The organism is Azotobacter salinestris (assembly GCF_009363155.1).
Taxonomy (GTDB): Bacteria; Pseudomonadota; Gammaproteobacteria; order Pseudomonadales; family Pseudomonadaceae; genus Azotobacter; species Azotobacter salinestris.
On the sequence record NZ_CP045302.1, the window covers coordinates 3,233,142 to 3,259,042 of the forward strand.

Annotated in this window: 24 protein-coding genes; 20 read left to right on the top strand and 4 right to left on the bottom strand. The window is 66.6% G+C overall.

From position 1 onward, the window contains the following. The first annotated feature begins 5 nt into the window (after positions 1 to 5). Complete coding sequence (locus GCU53_RS14975) at positions 6 to 980, top strand: magnesium transporter CorA family protein (protein ID WP_152388317.1); 975 nt, start codon at positions 6 to 8, stop codon at positions 978 to 980. Positions 981 to 1,017: 37 nt separating this feature from the next. On the opposite strand, the gene argH is transcribed toward GCU53_RS14975, so the two are convergent. Further along, the gene (gene argH, locus GCU53_RS14980) at positions 1,018 to 2,412 is read right to left on the bottom strand and encodes an argininosuccinate lyase (protein ID WP_152388318.1); all 1,395 of its coding nucleotides are present in this window, start codon (positions 2,410 to 2,412) and stop codon (positions 1,018 to 1,020) included. Between the two features lie 229 nt (positions 2,413 to 2,641). On the opposite strand from argH, the gene GCU53_RS14985 reads away from it, so the two are divergent. The 8 genes from GCU53_RS14985 (at position 2,642) to GCU53_RS15020 (ending at position 9,737) form a co-directional block, all read left to right on the top strand. Then, positions 2,642 to 3,400 (top strand): LytR/AlgR family response regulator transcription factor, encoded by a 759-nt coding sequence (locus GCU53_RS14985; protein WP_152388319.1) that lies wholly within the window; start codon positions 2,642 to 2,644, stop codon positions 3,398 to 3,400. A 132-nt stretch (positions 3,401 to 3,532) separates the two neighbouring features. Continuing rightward, positions 3,533 to 4,471 (top strand): hydroxymethylbilane synthase, encoded by a 939-nt coding sequence (gene hemC / locus GCU53_RS14990; RefSeq protein ID WP_152388320.1) that lies wholly within the window; start codon positions 3,533 to 3,535, stop codon positions 4,469 to 4,471. A 14-nt stretch (positions 4,472 to 4,485) separates the two neighbouring features. Beyond that, positions 4,486 to 5,256 (top strand): uroporphyrinogen-III synthase, encoded by a 771-nt coding sequence (locus GCU53_RS14995; RefSeq protein WP_208845518.1) that lies wholly within the window; start codon positions 4,486 to 4,488, stop codon positions 5,254 to 5,256. Positions 5,257 to 5,272: 16 nt separating this feature from the next. Beyond that, positions 5,273 to 6,391, top strand: a complete 1,119-nt coding sequence (locus GCU53_RS15000) for a uroporphyrinogen-III C-methyltransferase (RefSeq protein ID WP_244306790.1) — start codon at positions 5,273 to 5,275, stop codon at positions 6,389 to 6,391. Next, positions 6,388 to 7,617, top strand: coding sequence for a heme biosynthesis HemY N-terminal domain-containing protein (locus tag GCU53_RS15005; RefSeq protein WP_152388322.1), 1,230 nt, complete (start codon positions 6,388 to 6,390; stop codon positions 7,615 to 7,617). Before GCU53_RS15000 ends, GCU53_RS15005 begins: the two co-directional genes overlap by 4 nt. Positions 7,618 to 7,754: 137 nt before the next feature. After that, positions 7,755 to 8,246 (top strand): disulfide bond formation protein B, encoded by a 492-nt coding sequence (locus GCU53_RS15010; RefSeq protein WP_152388323.1) that lies wholly within the window; start codon positions 7,755 to 7,757, stop codon positions 8,244 to 8,246. A gap of 204 nt (positions 8,247 to 8,450) precedes the next feature. Further along, positions 8,451 to 8,918, top strand: coding sequence for a sigma D regulator (rsd, locus tag GCU53_RS15015; RefSeq protein WP_152388324.1), 468 nt, complete (start codon positions 8,451 to 8,453; stop codon positions 8,916 to 8,918). 141 nt (positions 8,919 to 9,059) lie between these two features. After that, positions 9,060 to 9,737 (top strand): AlgP family protein, encoded by a 678-nt coding sequence (locus tag GCU53_RS15020; protein WP_152388325.1) that lies wholly within the window; start codon positions 9,060 to 9,062, stop codon positions 9,735 to 9,737. Positions 9,738 to 9,748: 11 nt separating this feature from the next. Here GCU53_RS15020 and GCU53_RS15025 read toward each other — a convergent pair whose 3' ends face one another. Then, on the bottom strand, positions 9,749 to 10,198 hold the full coding sequence (locus GCU53_RS15025) for a TIGR02444 family protein (RefSeq protein WP_152388326.1): 450 nt from the start codon (positions 10,196 to 10,198) through the stop codon (positions 9,749 to 9,751). A gap of 50 nt (positions 10,199 to 10,248) precedes the next feature. On the opposite strand from GCU53_RS15025, the gene GCU53_RS15030 reads away from it, so the two are divergent. The 5 genes from GCU53_RS15030 to GCU53_RS15050 all read left to right on the top strand — a co-directional run bounded on the left by GCU53_RS15030 (position 10,249) and on the right by GCU53_RS15050 (position 15,195). Next, entirely contained in the window at positions 10,249 to 12,159 is a 1,911-nt protein-coding gene (locus GCU53_RS15030; RefSeq protein WP_152388327.1) for an ATP-binding cassette domain-containing protein, read from the top strand. 129 nt (positions 12,160 to 12,288) lie between these two features. Further along, a complete protein-coding gene (locus GCU53_RS15035; protein WP_152388328.1) occupies positions 12,289 to 12,588 on the top strand; it encodes a FeoA family protein in 300 nt (99 codons plus the stop codon). Between the two features lie 7 nt (positions 12,589 to 12,595). After that, positions 12,596 to 14,443 (top strand): ferrous iron transporter B, encoded by a 1,848-nt coding sequence (feoB, locus tag GCU53_RS15040; RefSeq protein ID WP_152388329.1) that lies wholly within the window; start codon positions 12,596 to 12,598, stop codon positions 14,441 to 14,443. Positions 14,444 to 14,459: 16 nt separating this feature from the next. Continuing rightward, the gene (locus GCU53_RS26180; protein WP_152388330.1) at positions 14,460 to 14,606 is read left to right on the top strand and encodes a FeoB-associated Cys-rich membrane protein; all 147 of its coding nucleotides are present in this window, start codon (positions 14,460 to 14,462) and stop codon (positions 14,604 to 14,606) included. A gap of 139 nt (positions 14,607 to 14,745) precedes the next feature. Then, positions 14,746 to 15,195, top strand: a complete 450-nt coding sequence (locus GCU53_RS15050) for a YaiI/YqxD family protein (RefSeq protein ID WP_152388331.1) — start codon at positions 14,746 to 14,748, stop codon at positions 15,193 to 15,195. A gap of 4 nt (positions 15,196 to 15,199) precedes the next feature. Here GCU53_RS15050 and elbB read toward each other — a convergent pair whose 3' ends face one another. Next, positions 15,200 to 15,853: an isoprenoid biosynthesis glyoxalase ElbB gene (gene elbB / locus GCU53_RS15055; RefSeq protein WP_152388332.1), complete on the bottom strand. Its 654-nt coding sequence runs from the start codon at positions 15,851 to 15,853 to the stop codon at positions 15,200 to 15,202. A gap of 358 nt (positions 15,854 to 16,211) precedes the next feature. Here elbB and hemB point away from each other — a divergent pair, with 358 nt between their 5' ends. Together hemB and ppk1 are read left to right on the top strand one after the other, a co-directional pair. Continuing rightward, complete coding sequence (gene hemB, locus GCU53_RS15060; RefSeq protein ID WP_152388333.1) at positions 16,212 to 17,225, top strand: porphobilinogen synthase; 1,014 nt, start codon at positions 16,212 to 16,214, stop codon at positions 17,223 to 17,225. Between the two features lie 18 nt (positions 17,226 to 17,243). Next, positions 17,244 to 19,466, top strand: a complete 2,223-nt coding sequence (gene ppk1, locus GCU53_RS15065) for a polyphosphate kinase 1 (protein WP_152388334.1) — start codon at positions 17,244 to 17,246, stop codon at positions 19,464 to 19,466. 45 nt (positions 19,467 to 19,511) lie between these two features. Here ppk1 and ppx read toward each other — a convergent pair whose 3' ends face one another. Then, the gene (gene ppx / locus GCU53_RS15070; RefSeq protein ID WP_152388335.1) at positions 19,512 to 21,017 is read right to left on the bottom strand and encodes an exopolyphosphatase; all 1,506 of its coding nucleotides are present in this window, start codon (positions 21,015 to 21,017) and stop codon (positions 19,512 to 19,514) included. A 346-nt stretch (positions 21,018 to 21,363) separates the two neighbouring features. Between ppx and trxA the strand changes: the two genes are divergently transcribed. The 4 genes from trxA (at position 21,364) to GCU53_RS15090 (ending at position 25,891) form a co-directional block, all read left to right on the top strand. Next, complete coding sequence (gene trxA, locus GCU53_RS15075; RefSeq protein WP_012703209.1) at positions 21,364 to 21,690, top strand: thioredoxin TrxA; 327 nt, start codon at positions 21,364 to 21,366, stop codon at positions 21,688 to 21,690. A gap of 331 nt (positions 21,691 to 22,021) precedes the next feature. Beyond that, on the top strand, positions 22,022 to 23,281 hold the full coding sequence (gene rho, locus GCU53_RS15080; protein ID WP_152388336.1) for a transcription termination factor Rho: 1,260 nt from the start codon (positions 22,022 to 22,024) through the stop codon (positions 23,279 to 23,281). Positions 23,282 to 23,377: 96 nt separating this feature from the next. Then, entirely contained in the window at positions 23,378 to 24,844 is a 1,467-nt protein-coding gene (gene ubiD, locus GCU53_RS15085; RefSeq protein WP_152388337.1) for a 4-hydroxy-3-polyprenylbenzoate decarboxylase, read from the top strand. Between the two features lie 78 nt (positions 24,845 to 24,922). Continuing rightward, positions 24,923 to 25,891, top strand: coding sequence for a CDP-6-deoxy-delta-3,4-glucoseen reductase (locus GCU53_RS15090; RefSeq protein ID WP_152388338.1), 969 nt, complete (start codon positions 24,923 to 24,925; stop codon positions 25,889 to 25,891). The last annotated feature ends 10 nt before the right edge of the window (positions 25,892 to 25,901 follow it).

The window sequence follows — 25,901 nt, forward strand, 5'->3', positions numbered from 1 at the left end:
ATTGCATGATCACCTATTACCTGCTTGACGCCGGCGGCCTGCACCGGCTGCCGGCGGAGGATTTCCAGGCGTTGCCGCCGGGCGTTCTGTGGATCGACCTGCTGCAGCCCAGTCGCGAGGAGGAGCTGTTCCTCGAGCGGCTGCTCGGGGTGGATATCCCGACGCGCGAGGAAATGGTGGAGATCGAGGACTCCTCGCGCTTCTACGAGAATGCCGGCACCCTTTACATGACCGCGAGTCTGGTCAGCGGTATCAGCGAGCAGCAGCCCGACATCGCCGAGGTGACCTTCGTCCTCGGCCGCCAGTGGCTGGTGACGGTACGCTACGCCGAACTGTCGGCATTTCGCACCTTCGTCGGCAAGAACCTGCACCGTCCCGGGCTGTACAGCTGCAGCGAGGTGCTGTTCGCAGCGCTGATCGACAGCGTCGTCGACCGCATCGCCGACGTGCTGGAGCTTCTGCAGAGGCAGTTGAACAGCCTGTCGCGGACGATCTTCAGCGAATCGGGCGAGCGTCATCCGGAAAAGACCGACCTGCAGAAGGTCGTCAAGCTGCTCGGGCGGCACAACGGCCTGCAGGCCAAGCTGAGCGAGAGCCTGCTGAGCATCGGCCGGCAGATCAGCTATGTCCGTCAGGCCGGCAACGGCTGGCTGGACGAGTCGGCCCGCGGCTGGCTGAAGGCCGCCGAGCGCGACGTGCATTCGCTCAGCGAATACCAGGCGAAGATGTCGGGGGAGAGCAGCTTCCTGCTCGAGGCCACCTTGGGGCTGATCAACATCGAGCAGAACAGCATCATCAAGGTGTTCTCCATCGCCGCGGTGCTGTTTTTGCCGCCAACCCTGGTCGGCACCGTCTACGGCATGAACTTCCGGCACATGCCGGAGCTCGAGTGGTATTTCGGCTACCCGCTAGCGCTGGGCATGATGGTCGGCTCGGCCGCGCTGTCCTACGCTTGGTTCAAGTTCAAGGGCTGGCTGTAGCGCGGGCGGTCTGGCGCCCACGCTAGCTGCCCGCAGCTCAGCGCGTGGCCAGCAAGGCCTTGCCACGGGCCACGGCGGCGCGCACCTGGGCCGGGGCGGTGCCGCCGATGTGGTCGCGGGCGTTGACCGAGCCTTCCAGGGTCAGCACGGCGAACACGTCCTCGCCGATCTGGTCGCTGAACCGGCGCAACTCGTCCAGACTCATCTCGGCCAGATCCTTGCCGGTCGCAACGCCGTACTTCACCGCATGGCCGACGATCTCGTGGCAGTCGCGGAACGGCAGGCCCTTGCGCACCAGGTAGTCGGCCAGGTCGGTGGCGGTGGAGAAGCCGCGGCGGGCCGCCTCGCGCATCACCTCGACGCGTGGTTTGATCGCCGGGACCATGTCGGCGAAGGCACGCAGCGAGTCGCGCAGGGTGTCGGCGGCGTCGAACAGCGGCTCCTTGTCCTCCTGGTTGTCCTTGTTGTAGGCCAGCGGCTGGCCCTTCATCAGGGTCAGCAGGCCGGTCAGGGCGCCGAACACGCGGCCCGACTTGCCGCGCACCAGCTCGGGGACGTCCGGGTTCTTCTTCTGCGGCATGATCGAGGAGCCGGTGCAGAAGCGGTCGGGCAGCTCGATGAAATTGAACTGGGCGGAGGTCCACAGCACCAGCTCTTCGGAGAAGCGCGACAGGTGCATCATGGCGAGCGAGGCGGCGGCGCAGAATTCGATGGCGAAGTCGCGATCCGACACGCCGTCCAGCGAGTTGCCGCCGACGGCCTCGAAGCCGAGCAGCCGGCAGGTGATCTCGCGCTGGATCGGGTAGGTAGTGCCGGCCAGGGCGGCGGAGCCGAGCGGCATGCGGTTGACGCGCCTGCGGCAGTCGACCAGGCGCTCATGGTCGCGCGAGAGCATCTCGAACCAGGCCAGCAGGTGGTGGCCGAAGGTTACCGGCTGGGCGGTCTGCAGGTGGGTGAAGCCGGGCATGATGACGTCGGCATGGCGCTCGGCCTGCTCCAGCAGGCCCTGCTGCAGTCGGGTGATTTCGCCGAGGATCGCGTCGATTTCGTCGCGTAGCCATAGGCGGATGTCGGTGGCCACCTGGTCGTTGCGGGAGCGGCCGGTGTGCAGTTTCTTGCCGGTGATGCCGATGCGTTCGGTCAGGCGTGCCTCGATGTTCATGTGCACGTCTTCCAGATCGACGCGCCAGTCGAACTGTCCGGCCTCGATTTCGCTCTGGATCTGTTGCAGGCCGTCGATGATCGCGTCGCGTTCGGCGGCGGTGAGCACGCCGGCCTGCTCCAGCATAGTGGCATGGGCGATGGAGCCCATGATGTCGTGGCGGTACAGGCGCTTGTCGAAGTCGACGGAAGCGGTGAAGCGGGCGACGAAGGCGTCGACCGGCTCGCTGAAGCGGCCGCCCCAGGACTGATTGGTTTTCTCGGCGCTCATGGCGTTCTCTCGGCTGCTGCGCAAATGCGGCCGGCCGCGGAGACGGCCGGCAGGGTGGATGGATAAGGGTGCGCGGATGATAGCAGGGTATGCGGGAAAACCCTGCAGGCCCTGCCGGGCGCCTCCGCGGCCGGGCACGGCACAATTCTCCCGGCACGGACCGTGACGGCTGTCACTCCGGCTGTCTACGCTATCTGTTGTCCGGACTGACGCGGGAAGCCGAAGCAACATGAATGTCTTGATCGTCGACGACGACCCTCAGGCCAGGGAGCAGCTCAGCCGTCTGGTGAGTGAGCTCGATGGCTATCGCGTGCTCGAGCCTTCGGCCGGCAACGGCGAGGAGGCGCTGACCCTGATCGACAGCTTGAAGCCGGATATCGTGCTGCTGGATATCCGCATGCCCGGGCTGGACGGCCTGCAGGTGGCCGCCCGGCTGTGCGAGCGCGAGGCCTCGCCGGCTCTGATCTTCTGCGCCGCCGCCGATGAGTTCGCGGTGGCGGCGCTGCAGAACACCGCAGTGGGCTATCTGATGAAGCCGGTGCAACAAGAGCAGCTTCGCGAGGCCCTGCAGCAGGCCCAGCGTCCCACCCGTGCCCAGCTGGCCGCGCTGACCCGCCCGGTGGCGACGGACGGCAACGCGCCACGTACCCATATCAGTGCTCGCACCCGCCGGGGCATCGAGCTGGTGCCGGTGGACAAGGCGATCTTCTTCATCGCCGACCACAAGTACGTGACCTTGCGTCACGAGGGCGGCGAGGTACTGCTGGACGAGCCGCTGAAGGCCTTGGAAGACGAGTTCGGCGACCGCTTCGTGCGTATCCATCGCAATGCGCTGGTTGCCCGCGACCGCATCGAGCGGCTGCAGCGAACGCCGCTCGGGCATTTCCAGCTCTATCTGCGCGGTCTCGGCGATGCTGCGCTGACCGTGAGCCGACGGCATGTCGCCGGGGTGCGCAAGCTGATGCACAACCAGCAGCTGGCCTCCTGAAGTCGGCGCGGACGGCGGGGGGCTTGCCGTCGTGCCCCTGTGAATTGACGGGGCGCCGTCATGGGTGGGACTGCCCAGCTTGTAGCCCGATCCTGCTATCATCCGCGGCAGTCCGTCGTCCTGGAATGCCCCATGCCCCGCGAGATCCGCATTGCCACCCGCAAGAGTGCCCTGGCCCTGTGGCAGGCTGAATATGTCAAGGCGCGTCTGGAACAGGCCCACCCGGGCCTTGTGGTCAGTCTGGTGCCGATGGTCAGTCGTGGCGACAAGCTGCTCGACGCGCCGCTGGCGAAGATTGGCGGCAAGGGGCTGTTCGTCAAGGAGCTGGAAACCGCCCTGCTGAAGGGCGAGGCCGACATTGCCGTGCACTCGATGAAGGACGTGCCGATGGAGTTCCCCGAGGGCCTTGGCCTGTACTGCATCTGCGAACGCGAGGACCCGCGCGACGCCTTTGTCTCCAACGCGTTCGCCAGTCTCGACGAGTTGCCGGCCGGCAGTGTGGTCGGCACCTCCAGCCTGCGTCGCCAGGCCCAGCTGCTGGCGCGCCGCCCGGATCTGAAGATCCAGTTCCTGCGCGGCAACGTGAATACCCGTCTGGCCAAGCTGGATGCCGGCGAGTACGACGCCATCATCCTCGCCGCCGCCGGGCTGATCCGCCTCGGCTTCGCGGCGCGCATCCGCTCCCGGATCGCCATCGCCGACAGCCTGCCGGCCGGCGGCCAGGGTGCTGTGGGCATCGAATGCCGCAGTGCCGACCGCGAGATCCAGGCGCTGCTCGCCCCGCTCAACCATGGGCCGACCGCCCTGCGGGTCATCGCCGAGCGCGCCTTGAACAGGCGTCTCAACGGCGGCTGCCAGGTGCCCATCGCCTGCTATGCCGAGCTGGAGGGCGACCAGCTCTGGCTGCGTGGTCTGGTCGGCCAGCCGGACGGCAGCCTGCTGCTGCGTGCCGAGGCCCGTGCACCCAGTAGCGAGGCCGAGACGCTCGGCATGCAGGTGGCCGATGCGCTGCTGGCCCAGGGCGCACAGCGGATTCTGGCGGCGGTCTATGGCGAGGGCGAGCAGCCATGACCGCACGGCCGGACATCAGCGGCTGGCGCCTGCTGCTCACCCGTCCGGCCGAGGAGTGCGCCGGCCTGGCCAGTCGTCTGGCCGAGGCGGGCATCCACAGCAGCAGCCTGCCATTGCTGGCCATCGAGCCGCAGGCGGAAACCCCCGAGCTGCGCAGCCTCTTTCTCGACCTGGACCGCTACAGCGCGGTGATCGTGGTCAGCAAGCCTGCCGCCCGCCTGGGACTGGAACTGTTCGACCGCTACTGGCCGCAGCCGCCGGCGAACCAGTGTTGGTTCGCGGTCGGCGCGGCGACCGGCGAGATCCTCGCCGAATACGGTCTGGCGGTCGCCTGGCCGACTGCCGGCGAGGACAGCGAGGCGCTGCTGGCACTGCCCGAGCTGGCCGCAGCACTGGCCGCGCCACAGCCTCGGGTGCTGATCCTGCGCGGGGAGGGCGGCCGCGAGCTCATCGCCGAATCGTTGCGCAGCCAGGGGTTGGCCGTCGATCATGTGGAACTCTACCGGCGCATCCTGCCGGACTACCCGCCCGGCACCTTGCTCGAGCGGATCCGTACGGAGCGTCTGAACGGCCTGCAGATCAGCAGCGGGCAGGGATTCGAGCATCTGCGCCAGCTGGCGGCGGCTGACTGGCCGGCACTGCTTCGGATACCCTTGTTCGTGCCGAGCCCGCGGGTCGCCGAACTGGCCCGCGCGGCGGGATCCCAGACTGTCGTGGACTGCCATGGCGCCAGTGCCACGGCCTTGCTGGCCGCGCTCCAGGGCCGCCCAGCGCCGACCTTTTGACCCGAAGGATGTATACGTGAGCGAAGCAGCCCCCCCGAACACTCCCACGAACAACAATGAACAACCGCTCGCCGCGCCCGCCCCGACCACCAAGAGTGGTGGCGGAGTCTCCGGTGCCGTGGCCGTCCTGGCCCTGCTGATCGGCGCCGGCGGCGCGGGTCTCGGTGGCTGGGGCCTCTGGCAGCTGCGCGAGATGCAGGCTGGCGAGCTGGCGCAGAACAGCCGCTTCGAGGCGGCCCTGAGCAGCCAGATGGATGCCCTGAAGCAGAGCGAGCGGAGCATCACCAGCCGCCTGTCGCAGTTTCCGGCGCGTTCCGAGCTGGAGGAGCACAAGCGCACCATGGCCATGCTCGAGAGCGGCCAGGAGAAGCTCGTTCAGCGGCTCGACAAGCTGACCGGCGCCAGCCGCGAGGACTGGCGACTGGCCGAGGCCGAATACCTGCTGCGCCTGGCCAACCTGCGCCTGACGGCCATGCAGGACATCAACAGCGCTCTGCGTCTGCTCGAGGCGGCCGACGGCATTCTGCGCGAGCAGGACGATCCGGCCTCCTTCCCGGTGCGCCAGGTACTGGCGCGCAGCCTCGAAGCCCTGCGCAGCCTGACCCCGCCGGACCGCATCGGCCTCTTCCTGAGCCTCGGCGCACTGCGCGAGCAGGCCGCCCAGCTCAAGCCCCTGGCGCCGATCTACGAGCAGGAGCAGGCGCCGGTCGTCGCCGACCGCTGGCAGCAGTGGTGGGAAAAGATCTCCCGCTTCGTGCGCGTCGATCTGCACGCCGATCAGGACATTCGCCCGCTGTTGAGTGGCCAAAATTTGGCACAGGTCCACCTGACCCTGGCCCTGGCTTTGGAACAGGCCCAGTGGGCGGTGCTGAATGCCTCCCCCGATGTCTATCGGCAGGCGCTGCAGCAGGCTCAGGAAGTGCTGGCCGGCCAGTTCAATACGGACCACCAGCAGAGTGCCACCCTCAGCAAGCGTCTGACCGAACTCTCCAGGCAGCCGGTGGCGCTGCAGATGCCCGACCTGTCGCCGACCGTGAGCGCCCTGCAGAACTATCTGCAACGGCGTCAGGCGCAGCGTGACGAGGCCGAGGCCGCCGCTGCCGCTACGAAGAAGAAGGAGGGCGCCCGTCAATGAGCCGCCTCTATCTGCTCCTGCTGGTGGTCATCGCCGGCGCCGCCCTGCTTGGCATGGCCATCGCCGAGCATCCGGGCTATGTGCTGTTCGCCTATAAGGGTTACCGGTTCGAGTCCAGCTTCTGGTTCTTCCTCGGCCTGCTGCTGGTGCTGGTCATCGCCTTCTTCGTCCTGCGCTGGGTCGTCGGCCTGATCGCCGCCTCGGCCGGCGTGGTGCTGCCCTGGTCGCAGCGCAACCGCAACCGGCGTGCCCGCCAGGCCGCCCTGCACGGCCAGCGCGATCTGGCCGAGGGCAACTGGCAGCAGGCGCTGCGCGAGCTGACCCGGGCCGCGGCCAGCGATCAGCAACCGCTGGTGCATTACCTGGGCGCTGCCCGGGCTGCCAACGAGCTGGGCGAGTACGCCCAGAGCGACGACCTGCTGCGCCAGGCCCGCGAGCGCGAGCCGAAGGCGGAGGTCGCCATCGGCCTGACCCAGGCCCGTCTGCTGATCGAGCGCGGCGAATATCGGCAGGCGCTGGCCGTCCTGCAGCAACTGAACGAGGACCACCCCCAGCATGCCTATACCCTGAGCCTGCTGCAGAAGCTCTACGTCCAACTGCAGGACTGGCCGGCGCTGTGCCAGCTGCTGCCCACGCTGCGCAAGCGCCGGGTGCTGCCTGCCGACAAGCTGGACGAGCTGGAGCACCTGGCCTGGACCGCGGCTCTGGAAAAGATCGGCAAGGGCGAACTGAAGGAGGGCGAAACCACCCGCGGTCTCGTGACCGGCTGCTGGAGTCAGATGCCTTCGTCGCTGCAGCACGATCCCGACCTGCTCTACGCCTACGCCACGCGTCTGCGCGAGCTGGACGCAGAGGACGAGGCCGAGGCGGTCCTGCGTGCGGCGCTCAAACAGCACTATGAGGACCGTCTGGCCTATCTTTACGGCCAGGTGCGCAGCAGCGACCCGGCGCGGCAGCTGAGCCTGGCACAGGGCCTGCTGGAAAAGCATCCGAACGATCCGTTGCTGCTGCTGACCCTGGGGCGCCTGTCCCTGGTCAACGAGCAGTTCGACAAGGCGCGGGAATACCTGGAGGCCAGCCTGGCTCTCAGCCGCAGTGCCGAGACCTGTGCCGAACTGGCGCGCCTGCTGGCCCAACTGGGTGAAACCGAGCACAGCAACCGGTTGTTCCAGGAAGGGCTGAAGCTCGACCGGCTTCCAGCGCTGTCCGAGCCGGCCACCCCCTGAGGCTGGTTGCTTTCCGTCCCTCTCGTGCGAGCGAATGTCAGGCTCGACACGAATCGAGCGCCCCGGAGCTTTCGTGCCTTGAAAGCCCGGGGCGCTTTCCTCTACCGTAGCGCCCTTGTCTTCGTCTCGGAGCAGTCATGAGCCTGGCCAGCCCACGTTCTCTTTTTCTTCTCGCCTTTCTCGGCTGTATTGCGCTGCTCGGCGGTGCGCTCTACCTGGAGCACGGGGTCGGCCTGGAGCCCTGTCCGCTGTGCATCGTGCAGCGCATCTTCGTCATCCTCTTCGGTCTGATCTGCCTGGTCGCCGCCCTGCACGGCCCGGCCTCGACCGGCCAGCGCCTGTATGCCGGCGTCGCCCTGTTCGCCGCGCTGGGCGGCGCGGCCACGGCCGGACGTCAAGTCTGGCTGCAGAACATCCCGCCGGACCAACTGCCGTCCTGTCTGCCCAGTCTGGAATACATGATGGAGGCCTTGCCGTTCCAGGAAATCGTCCGCCAGGTCCTGCACGGCACGGCCGACTGCGCCGAGGTCGGCTGGACGCTGTTCGGCATGAGCCTGCCGGAATGGAGTCTGCTGGCCTTTGTCGCGATGATCCTGTTCACTCTTCTGCAGTTGTTGCGCCAGGCCTGATCCTTTCCGAGGCGCTGGCCTGGTGCCTCGAACAAGCGTATGAACTTTCGTCGGCGCACGGCTTGCCGGTACGACGCGACGGGCATACTCTGCCGCCATGTGTCAGTCGATCCTGTTGTTCGATCGCACTTTTCCAAGCCGGATGCATCGATATAGCGAGCCCGTCCGCGGGCTGAAAACAAAACAACGTAGGGAAGCCAGACCATGCCTGAAATCCGTCAAGATGCCCAAGAACGCTGGGGCGGTGTCCATCTCCTGATCGATCGCTGGCTGGTCGAACGCCGTGAACTGGTCGAAGCCTTCGGCACCATCACTCACCAGCAGCCGGCCCCCGCGGCCAGCGCCGACGGCCTGCAGGTTTTCTGCGAACTGCTGGTCGATTACGTTTCCGCCGGCCATTTCGAGGTCTACGAGCAGCTGATGAGCGAAGCCGAGTCCTTTGGCGATCGCCGTGGGCTCGAGCTGGCCAGGCAGATCTACCCTCGCCTGGAGGCGATCACCCAGGCGGCTCTGGCCTTCAACGACCGCTTCGACAGCGGCGATTGCCTGGATGGCTCCCTGAGTCAGGAGATCGAGACGCTCGGCAGTCTGCTGCGCGAGCGCTTCGAGCTGGAAGACTGCCTGATCGAGGTGCTGCACAACGCGCACCAACAGATCGCCGCCAGCGCCTGAACCTTCCTCCCTCAGCAGGTTGCTGCCGCTTTTGCGCGGCGCCCGGCCTTGGCTGTGGAAATCCCTTGTCTGCTCTGGTTTCGTTGGCGGCGGTGGGGCGGGTGGTTAGTATGATTGGAGTCCCTTCGCTAGGAGCATGTCATGCCGACCAAGAAGCCCCCTGTCACGACCCCTCTGCATCTGCTGCAGCAGCTTTCGCAGAGTCTGCTCGTTCACCTGGAGGAGGCCTGTTCCCAGGCGCTGCAGGATGCCGAAAAGGCGTTGGCCAAGCTGGAGAAACAGCGCGGCAAGGTTCAGGAGAAACTGCACGGGGCACGCGCGAAGCTGCAGGATGCGGCGCTGGCCGGCAAGGCCAAGGCGCAGGTCAGGGCCCGGAAGGCTGTCGACGAACTGGAGCCGCTGCTCGACGAGCTCAAGATGCGCCAGGCGGAAACCCGCGACTACATCGTCCGGCTGCGCCATGACACCCTGCAGGCACTGGAATTGGCGCAGGGGATCGCCCAGGTGAGGGAAGCGGCTGCCCGGGCATTGGTGGCGCCGGCCGATCGCTCAGAGAGCACGCCTGCGCCGAATGCGGCAGCACGCAAGCCGGCCGCCCCCCGTCGTGCTAGGTCCACTGCTGCAGCGCTGGCGGGCGAGGCACCGGCCAAGCGCACGACAGCGCGCACGCCGCGCCCGGCCGCGGCGGCCGAGCAGCCCGCCAAGCCGGCTGCCACCCGCAAGCCGGCAGCCAGGCGGGGCCGCTCCAGCGCGTCGGCTTCGGTCGAGTCTGTCGCGGCGAGCGCCCCATCCGCGGCGGACGAGCCGGGCGCCTCCTGAGCCGCATCCCTTTACCGCGCTGCACGCAGGGTGGCGAGCGCTTCGGCGCCGCCTGCTGCGATGCCCGCCAGGCTCTCCAGCCAGGGCTTCGCGGCGGTGGGCATTGCCGGCCAGTCGCGGCAGGCCGTCTCCAGGCGCTGCAGCAGCGCCCATTCGGCATCCAGCTCCAGAGCTTTCAGCCGCTCGCGCAGCTCGTCCAGAACGAGATCGCCGCGGGCTGCCGGGCGCCAGTCCTGGCGCAGCTGCCGCAGTGGCGCGATCACCTGTCTCTGCCAGGGGTGCGCCAGCCGATGCAGTTCGGCGCAGCGCTCGGCGGTGCAGTCAACGCCGCGTGCCTCCAGCCAGGCGCCGCAGAGCAGCAGGCAGACATCGGCCCCCCCGGCCTGCAGACTCAGGCAGGCGGCCTCGACACCGGGGCGCTGGTACAACTGCAGGGCGAAGGCCCTCAGCTCGAGCGGCATGTCCTGTCTCTCCGCGGCGCGCGGCGAAGCTGATAAACTCCGCCGCCATCATGATCCGAATCCAGCATCTTACCCTGCAACGTGGTCCGCAGCGTCTGCTCGAGGACGCCGAACTGACCCTGCACGCCGGCCAGAAGGTCGGCCTCATCGGTGCCAACGGTGCCGGCAAATCCACCCTGTTCGCCCTGCTGCTCGGCGAGCTCTTGCCCGATGCCGGCGACTGCCAGCTGCCGCCGGACTGGCGCATCGCCCATATGCGTCAGGAGATCGACGACCTCGAGCGCCGGGCGGTCGACTACGTGCTCGACGGCGACGACAACCTGCGGCGCATCCAGCGCGAGCTGGCGGCTACGGAGTCGAGCCACGACGGTGCGGCCATCGCCCGCCTGCATACCGAACTGGACAGCGCCGACGGCTATACGGCCGATGCCCGGGCGCGCAAGCTGCTGGCCGGGCTGGGGTTCGCCGCCGAGCAGATGGAGCGTCGCGTCGGCGATTTCTCCGGTGGTTGGCGGATGCGCCTGAACCTGGCGCAGGCGCTGATGTGCCCCTCCGATCTGCTGCTGCTCGACGAACCGACCAACCACCTCGACCTCGATGCCATCCTCTGGCTGGAGGACTGGCTGAAGGGCTATCCGGGCACCCTGCTGCTGATTTCCCACGACCGCGACTTCCTCGATGCTGTGGTCGATCACGTGGCGCACCTGGACCAGCGCAGGCTGACCCTCTACCGTGGTGGCTACTCGGCCTTCGAGCGCACCCGCGCCGAGCGCCTGGCCCAGCAGCAGCAGGCCTACGAGAAGCAGCAGGCGCAGCGTGCCCACATGGAGAGCTTCATCCGCCGCTTCAAGGCCAAGGCGACCAAGGCACGCCAGGCGCAGAGCCGGATCAAGGCGCTGGAGCGACTGGAGGAGCTGGCACCGGCGCATGTGGACTCGCCCTTCGATTTCCGCTTCCGCGAGGCCGACAAGGTTTCCAGCCCGCTGCTCGACATGGCCGAAGGTCGGCTCGGCTACGGCGACAAGGCTGTGCTGGAGAAGGTCAAGCTGCAACTGGCACCTGGCGCGCGCATCGGTCTGCTCGGTCCCAACGGCGCCGGCAAGTCGACCCTGATCAAGACCCTCGCCGGCGAGCTGCCACCGCTGTCCGGGCGCCTGGTCCGCGGTGAGAACCTGGTGGTCGGCTACTTCGCCCAGCACCAGCTGGATGCCCTGGACGTCAAGGCCAGTCCGCTGCTGCACCTGCAGCGCATCGCCCCCGGCGAGCGCGAGCAGACCCTGCGCGATTTTCTCGGCGGCTTCGATTTCCGCGGCGCACGCTGCGACGAGCCGGTGGGCAATTTCTCCGGTGGCGAGAAGGCCCGTCTGGCCCTGGCGTTGATCGCCTGGGGCAAGCCTAATCTCCTGCTGCTCGACGAGCCGACCAACCACCTCGACCTGGAGATGCGCCTGGCCCTGACCCTGGCCCTGCAGGATTTCGAGGGCGCGGTGCTGGTGGTTTCCCATGACCGTCATTTGCTCAAGAGCACCACCGACGAGTTTCTGCTGGTCGCCGACGGCCGTGTGCAGGCGTTCGACGGCGACCTCGAGGATTATGCCCGCTGGCTGGTGGACTATCGTGCCCGCCAGACGCCGGCCGGCGATCCCGCTGCAAGTGGCGACAAGACCGACAGGCGCGCCCAGCGCCAGGCCGCCGCTGCCCTGCGGCAGCAGCTGGCGCCGCACCGGCGCCAGGCGGAGAAGCTCGAGCAGGAGCTCGGTCGCGTACAGGAAAAGCTCGCCGGCCTGGAGGCCCGGCTCGGCGATGCGGTGCTGTACGAGGCGGCACGCAAGGACGAGCTGCGCGAGCTGCTGGCCGAACAGGCGAAACTCAAGAGTCGCGAGGGGGAGCTGGAGGAGGCCTGGCTGGAGGCGCTGGAAACCCTCGAGGCCCTTCAGGCCCAGCTGGAGGCCGGCGCTTGAGGGTGTCGCCGGGGAAGGCGAGGGCCTGATCTGCGACGGAGCGGGGCCGGTGTGCCGACCCAGAAGCGTGTTGCGCTCGGCTTTCGCATCCGCCACTATTAATAATCACTCTCGATTATGAGACGTAGAATGTCCAGTAAGACCATTGGTGGAGCTGTCTTGCCATCCGTCCATACGCCGCTGTATCGACTCCCCAAGGGCGCCAAGGCCACGGTTGTGGACGTGGTTTCCCACACCGTGTTCGGCGATCTGGACGATCAGGTGACGTTACGGCTGAAGGAGCTGGGTTTCTTGCCCGGAGCCACGCTGGAGGTCATCGGCTTTGGCCTGTTCGGTGCCGACCCGATTGCCGTGCGTATCAATGGCACCAAGTTCGGCCTGCGCCGCGCCGAGGCCGAGAAAGTCCTCGCTATCCTTCACCCCGCGTGACGTCCTTATGTCTCAACCTGTTTTGCACTTTGCTCTGGTGGGCAACCCCAACTGCGGCAAGACCGCGCTCTTCAACTGTCTGACCGGCGCCAAGGCCAAGGTGGCGAACTACGCCGGCGTTACTGTGGAAAAGCGCAGCGGCCCGCTGGCTGGCCTGTCCCGTCCCGCCGAACTGATCGACCTGCCCGGTACCTACAGCCTGTACGTGGCCTCGCCGGACGAGCAGGTGGCGCGCCGCGTCATCCTCGGCGAGATGGCCGGCGAGGTGCGTCCCGACGTGCTGGTGGCGGTCGTCGACGCCACCAATATCAAGCTGGGTCTGCGCCTGGTGCTGGAGCTGAAGGAATTGGGCCTGCCGATGATTCTGGTGCTCAACCTGGCCGACGCAGCACGCGGCCGTGGCATCCAGATCCGTACCGAGCTGTTGGCCGAGCGTCTGGGCATGCCGGTGGTGGAAACCGTCGCCGTGCGCAAGAACGGCGTGGCCGACCTGCAGGCGGCTCTGCGCAGCCTGGCCGCCACGGTGCAGACCCGCACGGGCAGTCTCAGCCTGCCCGCGCGCAGCGAGGCGGTCGAATCCGTGTACGCACGCATCGATGCCCTGTTGGCCGAGTGCGTCGAGGCGTCGGATTTCACCCCGCGCTGGCAGGACAAGCTGGATGCGCTGGTCATGCATCCGATACTGGGACTGGTGATTCTCGCGGCCATCCTGCTGCTGATGTTCCAGGCCGTGTTCGCCTGGGCGGCACCGTTGATGGATGGCATCGAAGCCTTGGCGGGCTGGCTGGGCGAGCAGATTGGCGCACTGCTTCCGGCCGGCATCCTGCACGATTTCGTGGTCGACGGACTGATCGCCGGCATGGGCAGCGTGCTGGTTTTCCTGCCGCAGATCATCATTCTGTTCGCCTTCATTCTGGCGTTGGAGGACTCCGGCTACCTGCCGCGCGCGGCCTTCTTGCTGGATCGCATGATGCGAGGCGTCGGCCTGTCCGGGCGCTCGTTCATTCCGTTGCTGTCCAGCTTTGCCTGCGCGGTGCCCGGTATCATGTCCACGCGCTCCATCCCCAACCCGCGCGAGCGCCTGGTCACCATCATGACGGCGCCCTTGATGACCTGCTCGGCCCGCTTGCCGGTGTATGCGCTGGTGATCGGTGCCTTCGTACCGCAGCGTACCGTCTGGGGCATGTTCAATCTGCAGGGGCTCACCCTGTTCTTCCTGTATGTCGCCGGCATTGTCAGCGCCGCGCTGGTGGCGTGGCTCATGCGTCAGCAACGAGGGGGGGGGAACGCCTTCCCGCTGTTGCTGGAGCTGCCCAACTACCGCTGGCCCAACCTGTATCACTTTCTGCTGGGGCTGAAGGAGCGGGCGTGGATCTTCCTGCGCCGCGTGGGCACCATCATCCTGGCGTTGTCCATCGTGCTGTGGTTCCTGGCGACCTTTCCGCAGGCGCCGGAGAACGCCACGCTGCCGGCCATCGAATACAGCTTTGCAGGTATGCTGGGCAAGTTCATGCAGCCGCTGTTCGAGCCGCTGGGTTTTAACTGGCAGATGTGCATCGCCCTGATTCCGGCCATGGCCGCGCGCGAGGTGGCGGTCAGTGCGTTGGCCACCGTGTACGCGGTCAGCGGCGGCGATGCCGTGCTGGGCAATTCGCTGGCCCACAGCTGGAGCCTGCCGGTGGCATTGGCCTATCTGGCCTGGTTCGTGTATGCGCCGCAGTGCCTGTCGACCATTGCCGTGGTGAGGCGCGAGACCAACTCCGCACGGGCCACGCTGGTGTTTACCGCTTATCTGTTTGCGCTGGCCTACGTCGCGGCGCTGCTGGTGCGGCAACTCTCGGCATTCTGGGCGTGAAAGAGGGAGTGCGATTATGGCGGGTCAATGGATGCAGGGCGTCGTCGTCGGACTGATGGTCGCCTGTGCGGTGCTCTACCTGCTGCGCAAGTATCTGCCATGCAGCCGCAGGGCCAAGGGGCGCGGCGACTGCGCGAACTGCTCCGGCGATGGGTGTCATTGACGACTTGTCTGGCCTGCTCCGCAGGTCGGGGTGGTCCGCAGGGCGTAGCCCCGCGCGACGGTGCCTGCCGGGTGAGCGGTTAGGTTACGCTACGCTAACTGGATCTACAGTAGTTGCCGCGGGGTGGAGGAGCCGAAACATGCGTGTCTGGATCGATGCCGACGCCTGCCCGCGGGCGGCCAAGGATCTGGTGATCAAGTTCGCCCTGAAGCGCAGTTTCGAAGTGCTGCTGGTGGCCGGTCAGAGCCAGGTCAAGCCGGCATTCGCCTGCGTACGGCTGATCGTGGTGCCGAGTGGTCCCGATGCAGCCGACGACTATCTGGTGGAGAACGCCGCGCCGGGGGAGCTGGTGATCTGCAGTGACATCCCGCTCGCCGACCGCCTGTTCAAGAAGGGGGTGGCCGCGCTGGATCCGCGCGGGCACGAATTCGACGAGCGCAACATGGGCGAGCGCCTGGCCCTGCGCAACCTGCTCAGCGACCTACGCGACCAGGGCCAGATGGGCGGTGGCCAGCCGCCCTATGGCGAGCGCGAGCGGCAAGCCTTCGCCAACACGCTGGATCGCCTGCTCGTGCGTCTGAGCCGCTGACCGGTCAGGCCAGTTCGAGAACGCGGTCGACCAGCTTGTTGATGCCGCTGGCGGCTTCGCTGATCGACTTGGCGAGCATGTAGGCCGGGGTGGTGACCAGCTTGCGCTGGGGATCGACGACGATCTCGTCCACCGCGCAGTTCTCGTGCTGGGCGCCCATCCTGGTCAGGGTGGCGGCGGTGTCCGGGTCATTGCCGATGGTGCAGACCACGCCGGGGCCGTAGATCCTGGCCGCCAGCGCCGGTGCGATGCAGATCAGGCCCACCGGCTTGCCGGCCTGAGCGAAGGCCTGGGCGAAGGCCAGCACGTCGGGCTGCACCGTGCAGTCGGCACCGCTGACCGCGAAGTCGGAGAGGTTCTTCGCCGCGCCGAAACCGCCGGGCAGAATCAACGCATCGAAGGCCTCGACCTTGCCTTCGCGGACATCCTTGATGTTGCCGCGGGCCAGGCGTGCTGCTTCCACCAGCACGTTGCGACTCTCCTGGGTTTCTTCGCCGCGGTAGTGGTCGATCACATGCAGTTGCGGAACGTTCGGCGCGAAGCACTGCACCTGGGCGCCGCGCTGGTCGAGGCGCAGCAGGGTGAGCACGCTCTCGTAGATTTCCGAGCCGTCGTAGACGCCGCAGCCCGAGAGGATGACGGCAACCTTCTTGTTCATGGGACCTCCTGAGATGGGCCGGGCTCGCGTGCGTGCGACAGATCCCGGCATAACAGCTGATGAAGAGGGCACTGCCCATCCGCGGGATGAGAGGCCATGGGCCAATCCTAGCCGTTCGCTGCCTGGAGCGACATGCCGGCGATGTGGCCCGGATGGCTTCGAAGCCCTGCGGTGGGCTCGGGAGCGGGCTTTGTGGCGCACTCCCGGGCAAAGTGCTGGCCCTCGGCGACAGGGCTGGCGACAATGGGGCATGGAGCGGCGAGCGGTCAGCACTCGCGTTCCGATCGTCATATTTCGGTCATCTGCTGGGCTTATAACTGTCACACTGCGCCCGCCTGCCCGGGTCCTGGAGTCCGCCGTGAGCTTTACCCCCGCCAATCGCCTGTTCCCTGCCACCCGCCTACGCCGCAACCGCTGCGACGAATTTTCCCGCCGCCTGGTGCGCGAGAGCGTGCTCACCACCAACGATCTGATCCTGCCGGTATTCGTGCTCGACGGCGAGAATCGCCGCGAGGCGGTGCCCTCGATGCCGGGCGTCGAGCGCCTGAGCATCGACCTGCTGCTCGAGGAGGCCGAGGCGTGCGTGGCCCTGGGGATTCCGGCGCTGGCGCTGTTCCCGGTGACCCCGCCCGAGAAGAAATCGCTGGATGCCGCCGAGGCCTGGAATCCCGAGGGCATCGCCCAGCGCGCCACCCGTGCCCTGCGCCAGCGCTTTCCGGAGCTGGGGATCATCACCGACGTGGCCCTGGATCCCTTCACCACCCACGGACAGGATGGCATCCTCGACGAGCATGGCTACGTGCAGAACGACGTCACCGTCGATGCGCTGGTCAGGCAGGCGCTCTCCCATGCTGAGGCCGGCGCCCAGGTGGTGGCGCCCTCGGACATGATGGACGGTCGCATTCAGGCGATCCGCGAGGCCCTGGAGCTGGCCGGACACCCGAACGTGCGCATCATGGCCTACTCGGCCAAGTACGCCAGCGCCTACTACGGTCCGTTCCGCGATGCCGTGGGCTCCGCCGGCAACCTCGGCAAGGGCAGCAAGAACACCTACCAGATGGACCCGGCCAACGGCGACGAGGCCCTGCACGAGGTGGCGCTGGACCTGGCCGAGGGGGCCGACATGGTGATGGTCAAGCCGGGCATGCCCTACCTGGACGTGGTCCGCCGGGTGAAGGACGAATTCCGTGTGCCGACCTTCGCCTACCAGGTCAGCGGCGAGTACGCCATGCACATGGCGGCGATCCAGAACGGCTGGCTGGGCGAGGCGGTGATCCTCGAGTCCCTGGTCGCCTTCAAGCGCGCCGGGGCCGATGGCATCCTCACCTACTTCGCCAGGCGTGCGGCGGAACTGCTAAAACAAGGGCATTGATTTTCCCGGGAAGTGCAGATGAACACTGAAGGTCTCAACGACAACGCCTTGCTCGAAGCCGAACCGGCAGACGAGGCACTCGCCCGGCTCCAGAAGGCGGAGCCCGGCAAGGAAGCGGCGCCCGTCCAGGATGAGCCGGTCCCGGAGGCGCTGTCCGCGCCGGTGCCGAGTCTGGACGACACCAGCCTGTACATCCATCGCGAGCTGTCCCAGCTGCAGTTCAATGCCCGCGTGCTGGCGCAGGCGCTGGACGAGTCTTATCCGCTGCTCGAGCGGCTGAAGTTCCTGTTGATCTTCTCCGGCAATCTCGACGAGTTCTTCCAGATCCGCGTCGCCGGCCTGAAGAAGCAGGTCGCCTTCGCCCGCGAACTGGCCGGCGCCGATGGCCTGCAGCCGCATCAGGCGCTGCCCTGGATCAGCGAGCAGGTGCATGAGCTGGTGGCCCGCCAGTACGCCATCCTCAACGAGGTGCTGCTGCCCGAGTTGGTCCGCCACCAGATCAACTTCATCCGTCGCCGCAACTGGACTGCCAAGGTCAAGGCCTGGGTGCGTCGCTACTTCCGCGAGGAGATCGCACCGATCATCACGCCGATCGGCCTCGATCCGACGCACCCCTTCCCGCTGCTGGTGAACAAGAGCCTGAACTTCATCGTCGAGCTGGAGGGGCTGGATGCCTTCGGTCGCGATTCCGGGCTGGCGATACTGCCGGCGCCGCGCCTGCTGCCGCGAGTGATCCGCATTCCGGAAGAGGTGGGCGGTCCCGGCGACAACTTCGTCTTCCTTTCCTCGATGATCCACGCCCATGCCGACGACCTGTTCCAGGGCATGAAGGTCAAGGGCTGCTACCAGTTCCGCCTGACCCGCAACGCCGACCTGTCGGTGGACGAGGATGTCGAGGACCTGGCCCGCGCCCTGCGCGGCGAGCTGTATTCCCGGCGCTTCGGCGATGCGGTGCGGCTGGAGGTGGTGGACACCTGTCCGCAGCACCTGACCGGCTACCTGCTCAAGCAATTCGGCCTGTCCGAAGCGGAGATGTACCGGGTCGACGGCCCGGTCAACCTGACCCGCCTGTTCAGCATCACCAGCCTGGACAGCCATCCCGAGCTGCAGCATGCCCCCTTCACCCCGGTGATTCCCAAGGCGCTGCAGAACAGCGAGAACATGTTCAGCGTGATCGGCAGGCAGGACATGCTGCTGCTGCATCCCTTCGAGTCCTTCACGCCGGTGGTCGACCTGTTGCGCCAGGCGGCCAAGGACCCTCACGTGCTAGCAATCAAGCAGACGCTGTACCGCTCCGGGGCCAATTCGGAGATCGTCGATGCCCTGGTGGAGGCGGCGCGCAACGGCAAGGAGGTCACCGCGGTGGTCGAGCTGCGCGCGCGCTTCGATGAGGAGTCCAACCTGCAGCTGGCCAGCCGCCTGCAGCAGGCGGGCGCGGTGGTCATCTACGGGGTGGTCGGCTTCAAGACCCACGCCAAGATGATGCTGATCCTGCGCCGCGAGAACGGCGAGCTGCGCCGCTACGCGCACCTCGGAACCGGCAACTACCACACCGCCAACGCCCGCCTGTACACGGACTACAGTCTGCTGACCGCCGACGTGGCGCTGTGCGAGGACGTCTCCAAGCTGTTCAACCAACTGATCGGCATGGGCAAGACCCTGCGCATGAAGAAGCTCTTGCATGCGCCCTTCACCCTGAAGAAGGCCCTGCTCGACATGATCGCCCGCGAGACTCAGCATGCCAGCGAGGGTCGGCCGGCGCACATCATCATCAAGGTCAACGCCCTGACCGATGCGAAGATGATCCGGGCGCTTTACAAGGCCAGCCAGACCGGCGTGCGGGTCGATCTGATCGTGCGCGGCATGTGCTGCCTGCGCCCGGGCATCCTGGGCGTCTCGCACAACATCCAGGTGCGCTCGATCATCGGCCGCTTCCTCGAGCACGCGCGGGTGTTCTACTTCCTCAACGACGGCGAGGAGAAGCTCTACCTGTCCAGCGCCGACTGGATGGAGCGCAATCTCGACCGGCGGGTCGAGACCTGCTTCCCGGTCGAGGGCAAGAAGCTGATGCTGCGGGTGAAGAAGGAACTGGAGGCCTACCTCGGCGACAACACCCACAGCTGGCAGCTGCAGCCCGACGGCAGCTACCTGCGCAACAGCCCGAGCGGCAACCAGAACCCGCGCAGCGTGCAGGCCATGCTGCTGGAGAAGCTGAGCAGCCCCACGCTCGGTACCCGCTGAGGATGCGCGGCGGGGGCGCCGAGTGGCGGCTCCGCCGCCAGTGCTTCAGCGGACCTGGATGCCGTAGCCGACCCGCGCCAGCCATTCGGCCTCCTGGGCGAAGTCGGCCTGGGTCAGCGGGTTGGCGTTCAGCCAGCCCTCGGGGAAGATCAGCTCCAGCGCGCGCTCGCTGGCGCGGAACTGCACCTTGGGCATCTCCTGGGTGCCACGGATGTGGTGGAAGAGGATCGCGACGCGCAGCAGGATGCACAGTCGCACCAGCTTGTCGCCATCGTCGCTGCTGAATTCGCTGAACTTGTCCCGCGGGATGTTGCGCCGGTGGCCGCGGACCAGCAGGGCGAGCATCTGCTGATCCTTGCGCGAGAAGCCGGCCAGGTCGGAATGCTCGATCAGGTAGGCGCCGTGCTTGTGGTAGTGGTAGTGGGCGATATCCAGGCCGATCTCGTGCACCCGCGCCGCCCAACTCAGCAGTTCACGATGGTTCTCATCCTCCAGACCCCAGGCGGCGGCGACCTGCTCCAGCGCCGAGAGTGCCTTGGCCTCGACCCGTGCGGCCTGCTCCACGTCGACGCGATAGCGCTCCATCAGCGAGACGAGGGTGCGCTCGCGGACGTCCTCGTGATGGTGACGGCCGAGCAGGTCGTAGAGCACGCCTTCGCGCAGGGCGCCGTCCGAGTAGGTCATCGTCTGCAGCTGCAGGGCGTCGAATACCGCCTCCAGGATCGCCAGGCCGGCGGGAAAAATGGCCCGACGGTCTGCCTTGATGCCGTCCATGTCCAGCTTTTCCACGTCGCCGAGCTTGAACAGCCTGCGTTTCAGCCAGGCGATGCCCTCGGCGGTCACCTCGCCATTGCTGTGCCCGTCACCCTGAATCGCTAGGCCGACCGCACGGATGGTTCCCGAGGAGCCCACCGCCTCCTGCCAGCCGAGGCGCTGCAGGGCATTCTCGATGGACATCAGCTCCAGGCGTGCCGCGGTATAGGCTTGGGCATAGCGGGCCGGGGTGATCTTGCCGTCGGCGAAATGGGTGCGGGTATAGCTGACGCTGCCCATCTGCAGGCTTTCGCGCAGCAACGGCTCGAAGTTCTCGCCAATGATGAATTCCGTGCTTCCGCCGCCGATATCCACGACCAGTCGCTTGCCGGCAGCGGCCGGCAGGGTGTGGGAGACGCCGAGATAGATCAGGCGTGCCTCCTCGCGACCGGAGATCAGTTCCACCGGGTGCCCGAGTATCTCGTTCGCGCGGCGGATGAATTCGTTGCGATTGCGCGCCTCGCGCAGGGCGTTGGTGGCGACGATGCGCACCGCCCCCTTCGGCATGCCGTTGATCAGTTGGGCGAAGCGGCGCAGGCAGTCGAGCCCGCGCTGCATCGCCTCCTCGCTGAGCTGGTGCTGGTCGTCGAGCCCCGCGCCCAGCTGGACCTTCTCGCCCAGGCGCTCGAGCGGGCGGATCTCGGTCCGGTCGGGCTTGGCCAGTACCATGTGGAAGCTGTTGGAGCCAAGGTCGATGGCGGCAATCAGGGGAAAGCTCTCGGCTTGGGTTTTTGGCATGTCAGGTGTCTCGATGGCAGAACCGCGCCGTTCGGCCACGGGGGAGCAGTTGTACCAGTTTACGGATGAAGGGTCCAAGGCAGCTTGTGCGATAGGCGGCCTATTATAAGACTTGATGCCGGTCGGGGACGATGCGCCCGAATGTCCCTTGGCGGAGGTGCGCAGGGTGACGGGCAGGCGGGCCCGGAGCATGGCCTTGTGCGACCGGGTGCCGACCTGCAGCCGGGCGCCCTTTTTGCACTCCTGGAGCCTGAAGGCGGGGCAGGGCGGCGCGCTCGCCTTCCTGTGCCGACCAATGCGGGCTATCATGTTCGGAAATTTGTGCTTCCGACCACGGAGATTTTCCATGAGCGAACTCATCACCAACGTCAGCGACGCCAGCTTCGAGCAGGATGTGCTTCAGGCCGAGGGGCCGGTGCTTGTCGACTATTGGGCCGAATGGTGCGGGCCGTGCAAGATGATCGCCCCTGTGCTCAACGAAATCGCCAAGGATTACGAAGGCCGGCTGAAGATCTGCAAGCTCAACATCGATGAAAACCAGGGCACTCCGGCGAAGTACGGCGTGCGCGGCATTCCGACCCTGATGCTGTTCAAGGGTGGCAACGTCGAGGCGACCAAGGTGGGCGCCCTGTCCAAGTCGCAGCTGGCCGCCTTTCTCGACAGCAATATCTGAGCTCGCCTGCCAAGCGCATCCTGAGCTCCCGGGCCGGCTGGAAGCATGAAAGCCAGGGCGGGCTCGGTCCCGTGGTCCCGAGCCCGGCGGGTTGTGTGTGGCAAGAAAGGCGGAGAGCGGCCTGTTCGCCGGATCCGGGGTCGCAGTTTTTATCGTGCGAGGCTGGACGCACCTTTTTCGGGGTGTTAGATTCGGCTCTCGCAGCGAATTTAACGCTGTCCTCCGTCAGTCGTCGCCGACGCATCTCTTTAGAACAAGTACAGCGATCCGATCGCCTTCCCTGCGGCGCGGCTTTCCCAAGCTCAACGCTTTCTGCCCCCCTTATCGTCTTATGAATCTGACCGAACTCAAGCAAAAGCCTATTACCGAACTGCTGGAAATGGCCGAACAGATGGGCCTGGAGAACATGGCCCGTTCGCGCAAGCAGGATGTGATTTTCTCCCTGCTGAAGAAGCATGCGAAAAGCGGCGAGGAAATCTCCGGTGATGGCGTGCTGGAGATCCTTCAGGACGGCTTCGGATTCCTGCGCAGCGCGGACTCCTCCTACCTGGCCGGCCCGGACGACATCTACGTCTCGCCGAGCCAGATCCGCCGCTTCAACCTGCGCACCGGCGACACCATCGTCGGCAAGATCCGTCCGCCGAAGGAGGGCGAGCGCTACTTCGCACTGCTCAAGGTCGACTCGATCAACTTCGACCGGCCGGAAAACGCGAAGAACAAGATTCTCTTCGAGAACCTCACCCCGCTGTTCCCCAATGCCCGTCTCACCATGGAGGCCGGCAACGGCTCCACCGAAGACCTCACCGGCCGCGTGATCGACCTCTGCGCGCCGATCGGCAAGGGGCAGCGTGGTCTGATCGTCGCGCCGCCGAAGGCCGGCAAGACGATCATGCTGCAGAACATCGCCAGCAACATCACGCGCAACAACCCGGAAGTGCACCTGATCGTCCTGCTGATCGACGAGCGCCCGGAGGAGGTGACCGAGATGCAGCGCACCGTGCGCGGCGAAGTGGTCGCCTCCACCTTCGACGAGCCGCCGACCCGCCATGTGCAGGTCGCCGAGATGGTCATCGAGAAGGCCAAGCGCCTGGTCGAGCACAAGAAGGACGTGGTGATTCTGCTCGACTCCATCACCCGTCTGGCGCGTGCCTACAACACCGTGATTCCCAGCTCCGGCAAGGTGCTCACCGGCGGTGTCGACGCCCATGCCCTGGAGAAGCCCAAGCGTTTCTTCGGCGCCGCGCGCAACATCGAGGAGGGCGGCAGCCTGACCATCCTCGCCACCGCCCTGGTGGAAACCGGCTCGAAGATGGACGAGGTGATCTACGAGGAGTTCAAGGGCACCGGCAACCTGGAACTGCAGCTCGACCGGCGCATCGCCGAGAAGCGCGTGTTCCCGGCGATCAACATCAACCGTTCCGGTACCCGTCGCGAAGAGCTCCTGACCGGCGAGGAGGAGCTGCAGCGCATGTGGATTCTGCGCAAGATCCTGCATCCCATGGACGAGATCGCCGCCATCGAATTCCTCCTCGACCGTCTGAAGGACACCAAGACCAACGAGGAATTCTTCCAGTCGATGAAGCGGAAGTAATCCGCCGCGACAAGTCGCAAGCCTCGCACTGCAAGGGGGCAGGCTGGCGCCGTCACCCTGCGACATGGGGTTTGCAGCCAGAGGCTCGCAGTTTCCATGAAATACTCCGATCTTCGCGACTTCCTGCGCGCCCTGGAGGCGCGTGGCGAGCTCAAGCGCATCCAGACGCCGGTCTCACCCATACTGGAAATGACCGAAATCTGCGACCGTACCCTGCGTCGCGGCGGGCCCGCGCTGCTGTTCGAGAGGCCGGCGGGCTTCGACATGCCGGTGCTCGGCAACCTGTTCGGCACGCCGCAGCGGGTGGCCTTCGGCATGGGTGCCGAGGATGTCTCCGAGCTGCGCGAGATCGGCCGACTGCTGGCCTTCCTCAAGGAACCGGAGCCGCCCAGGGGCCTCAGAGACGCCTGGGACAAGCTGCCGCTTTTCAAGAGAGTGGTCAGCATGGCGCCCAAGGTGCTGAAGGACGCACCCTGCCAGGAGGTGATCCTCGAAGGCGAGGAGGTCGACCTCGGCAGGCTGCCGGTGCAGCACTGCTGGCCGGGCGATGCCGCGCCGCTGATCACCTGGGGGCTGACCATCACCCGCGGGCCGAACAAGGAGCGGCAGAACCTCGGTATCTACCGGCAGCAGGTGATCGGCCGCAACAAGGTGATCATGCGCTGGCTCAGCCATCGTGGCGGTGCGCTGGACTATCGCGAATGGTGCCAGAAGCATCCGGATCGCCCCTATCCGGTGGCGGTGGCTCTGGGTGCCGACCCGGCAACCATCCTCGGTGCGGTCACGCCGGTGCCGGATACCCTGTCCGAATATGCCTTCGCCGGCCTGCTGCGCGGCCAGCGCACCGAGCTGGTCAAGGCCGTCGGCAGCGATCTGCAGGTGCCGGCCAGTGCGGAAATCGTGCTGGAAGGCCACATCCATCCGGGGGAGATGGCCGACGAGGGGCCCTACGGCGACCATACCGGCTACTACAACGAGATCGACCGCTTCCCGGTATTCACCATTGAGCGCATCACTCGCCGGCGCGACGCCATCTACCACAGCACCTATACCGGACGGCCGCCGGATGAGCCGGCCGTGCTCGGCGTGGCGCTGAACGAAGTGTTCGTGCCGATCCTGCAGAAGCAGTTCCCCGAGATCGTCGATTTCTATCTGCCACCGGAGGGCTGTTCCTACCGCATGGCGGTGGTGACCATCAGGAAGCAGTATCCGGGCCATGCCAAGCGGGTGATGCTGGGGGTCTGGTCATTCCTGCGCCAGTTCATGTATACCAAATTCGTCATCGTCACCGACGACGATATCGATGCCCGCGACTGGAACGACGTGATCTGGGCCATCACCACGCGCATGGATCCCAAGCGCGACACGGTGTTGATCGACAACACGCCCATCGACTACCTCGATTTCGCCTCGCCGATCTCCGGCCTGGGTTCGAAGATGGGGCTGGACGCCACCCACAAGTGGCCGGGCGAGACCAGCCGCGAGTGGGGGCGGGCCATCCGCCAGGATCCTGCGGTGAAGCAGCGCGTCGACGAACTCTGGCCGCTGCTGGGCATCGACTGAGAGGCGCCTGCCATCCCGTTCTTACTTGGATGCGGCCCAGGCCGCTTCCTCGATCCACCCTTGCTGCGACGGAACATCATGAAAGTGACCCTGCAACCCTGTGGCGCCGAGATCGATGTGAATGTTGGCGAGTCCATCCTCGATGCCGCACTGCGTCTCGGCCATGAGTGCCCGCAGAGCTGTCGCAATGGCAACTGCCATGCCTGTGCGGCGCGCCTGATCGAGGGGCGGGTGCGTCAGGGTGGCGAGGTGCTCGCCCAGGGCGAGCTGTTGACCTGCCAGGCCGAGCCGCTGGAGGACTGTGTGCTGCAGTGGGATGGCGTGCTGGCACCGGGCGAGCTGCCGGTACGCGAGCTGAGCTGCCAGCTGATCGACTGCGAAGACCTTGGCGGCGACGTGTTCCGCGTGCGCCTGCGCGTACCGGCGGGCAAGCCGCCGCGCTACCACGCCGGACAGTACCTGCAGCTGCAGCGCGAGGACGGCAGCTTCTCCTCCTTCTCGCTGGCCTCGGCGCCAGACCTGGGGCGCGAGCTGGAGCTGCACGTTCTGGCGCGCGAGACCTCGGCGCGGGAGCTGCTGGCCTTCATCCGCCGTCAGGGCTTTGCCCGTGTGCGCCTGCCGTTCGGTGACGCGCATCTGGCCGAGCTGCCGGATGGCCCTCTGGTGCTGATCGCTGCCGGTACCGGCATGGCGCAGATGCAGAGTCTGGTGGAGCATTGCCGGGCGAAAGGCTTCACTCGGCCGATCCACCTCTACTGGGGGGCGCGGCGACCGGAGGATTTCTACCGGCTGCCTTATGCGGAAGAGTGGCAGCGCCTGCCCAACCTGCATCTGCACCGGGTGGTCAGCGACCTGTGCGATTGGGAGGGGCGCTGCGGCCTGCTGCATGAGGCGGTACGCCAGGACTTCGCCGATCTGCGGGCGCTGCACGTGTATGTCAGCGGCTCGCCGGGCATGGTCTATGCCACTCTGGATGCGCTGGTCGAGGCCGGCATGGAGGCCCGGCAGATGCGCGCCGACGTCTTCGCCTATGCTCCCCGGCCCTGAGGGCCCGCGA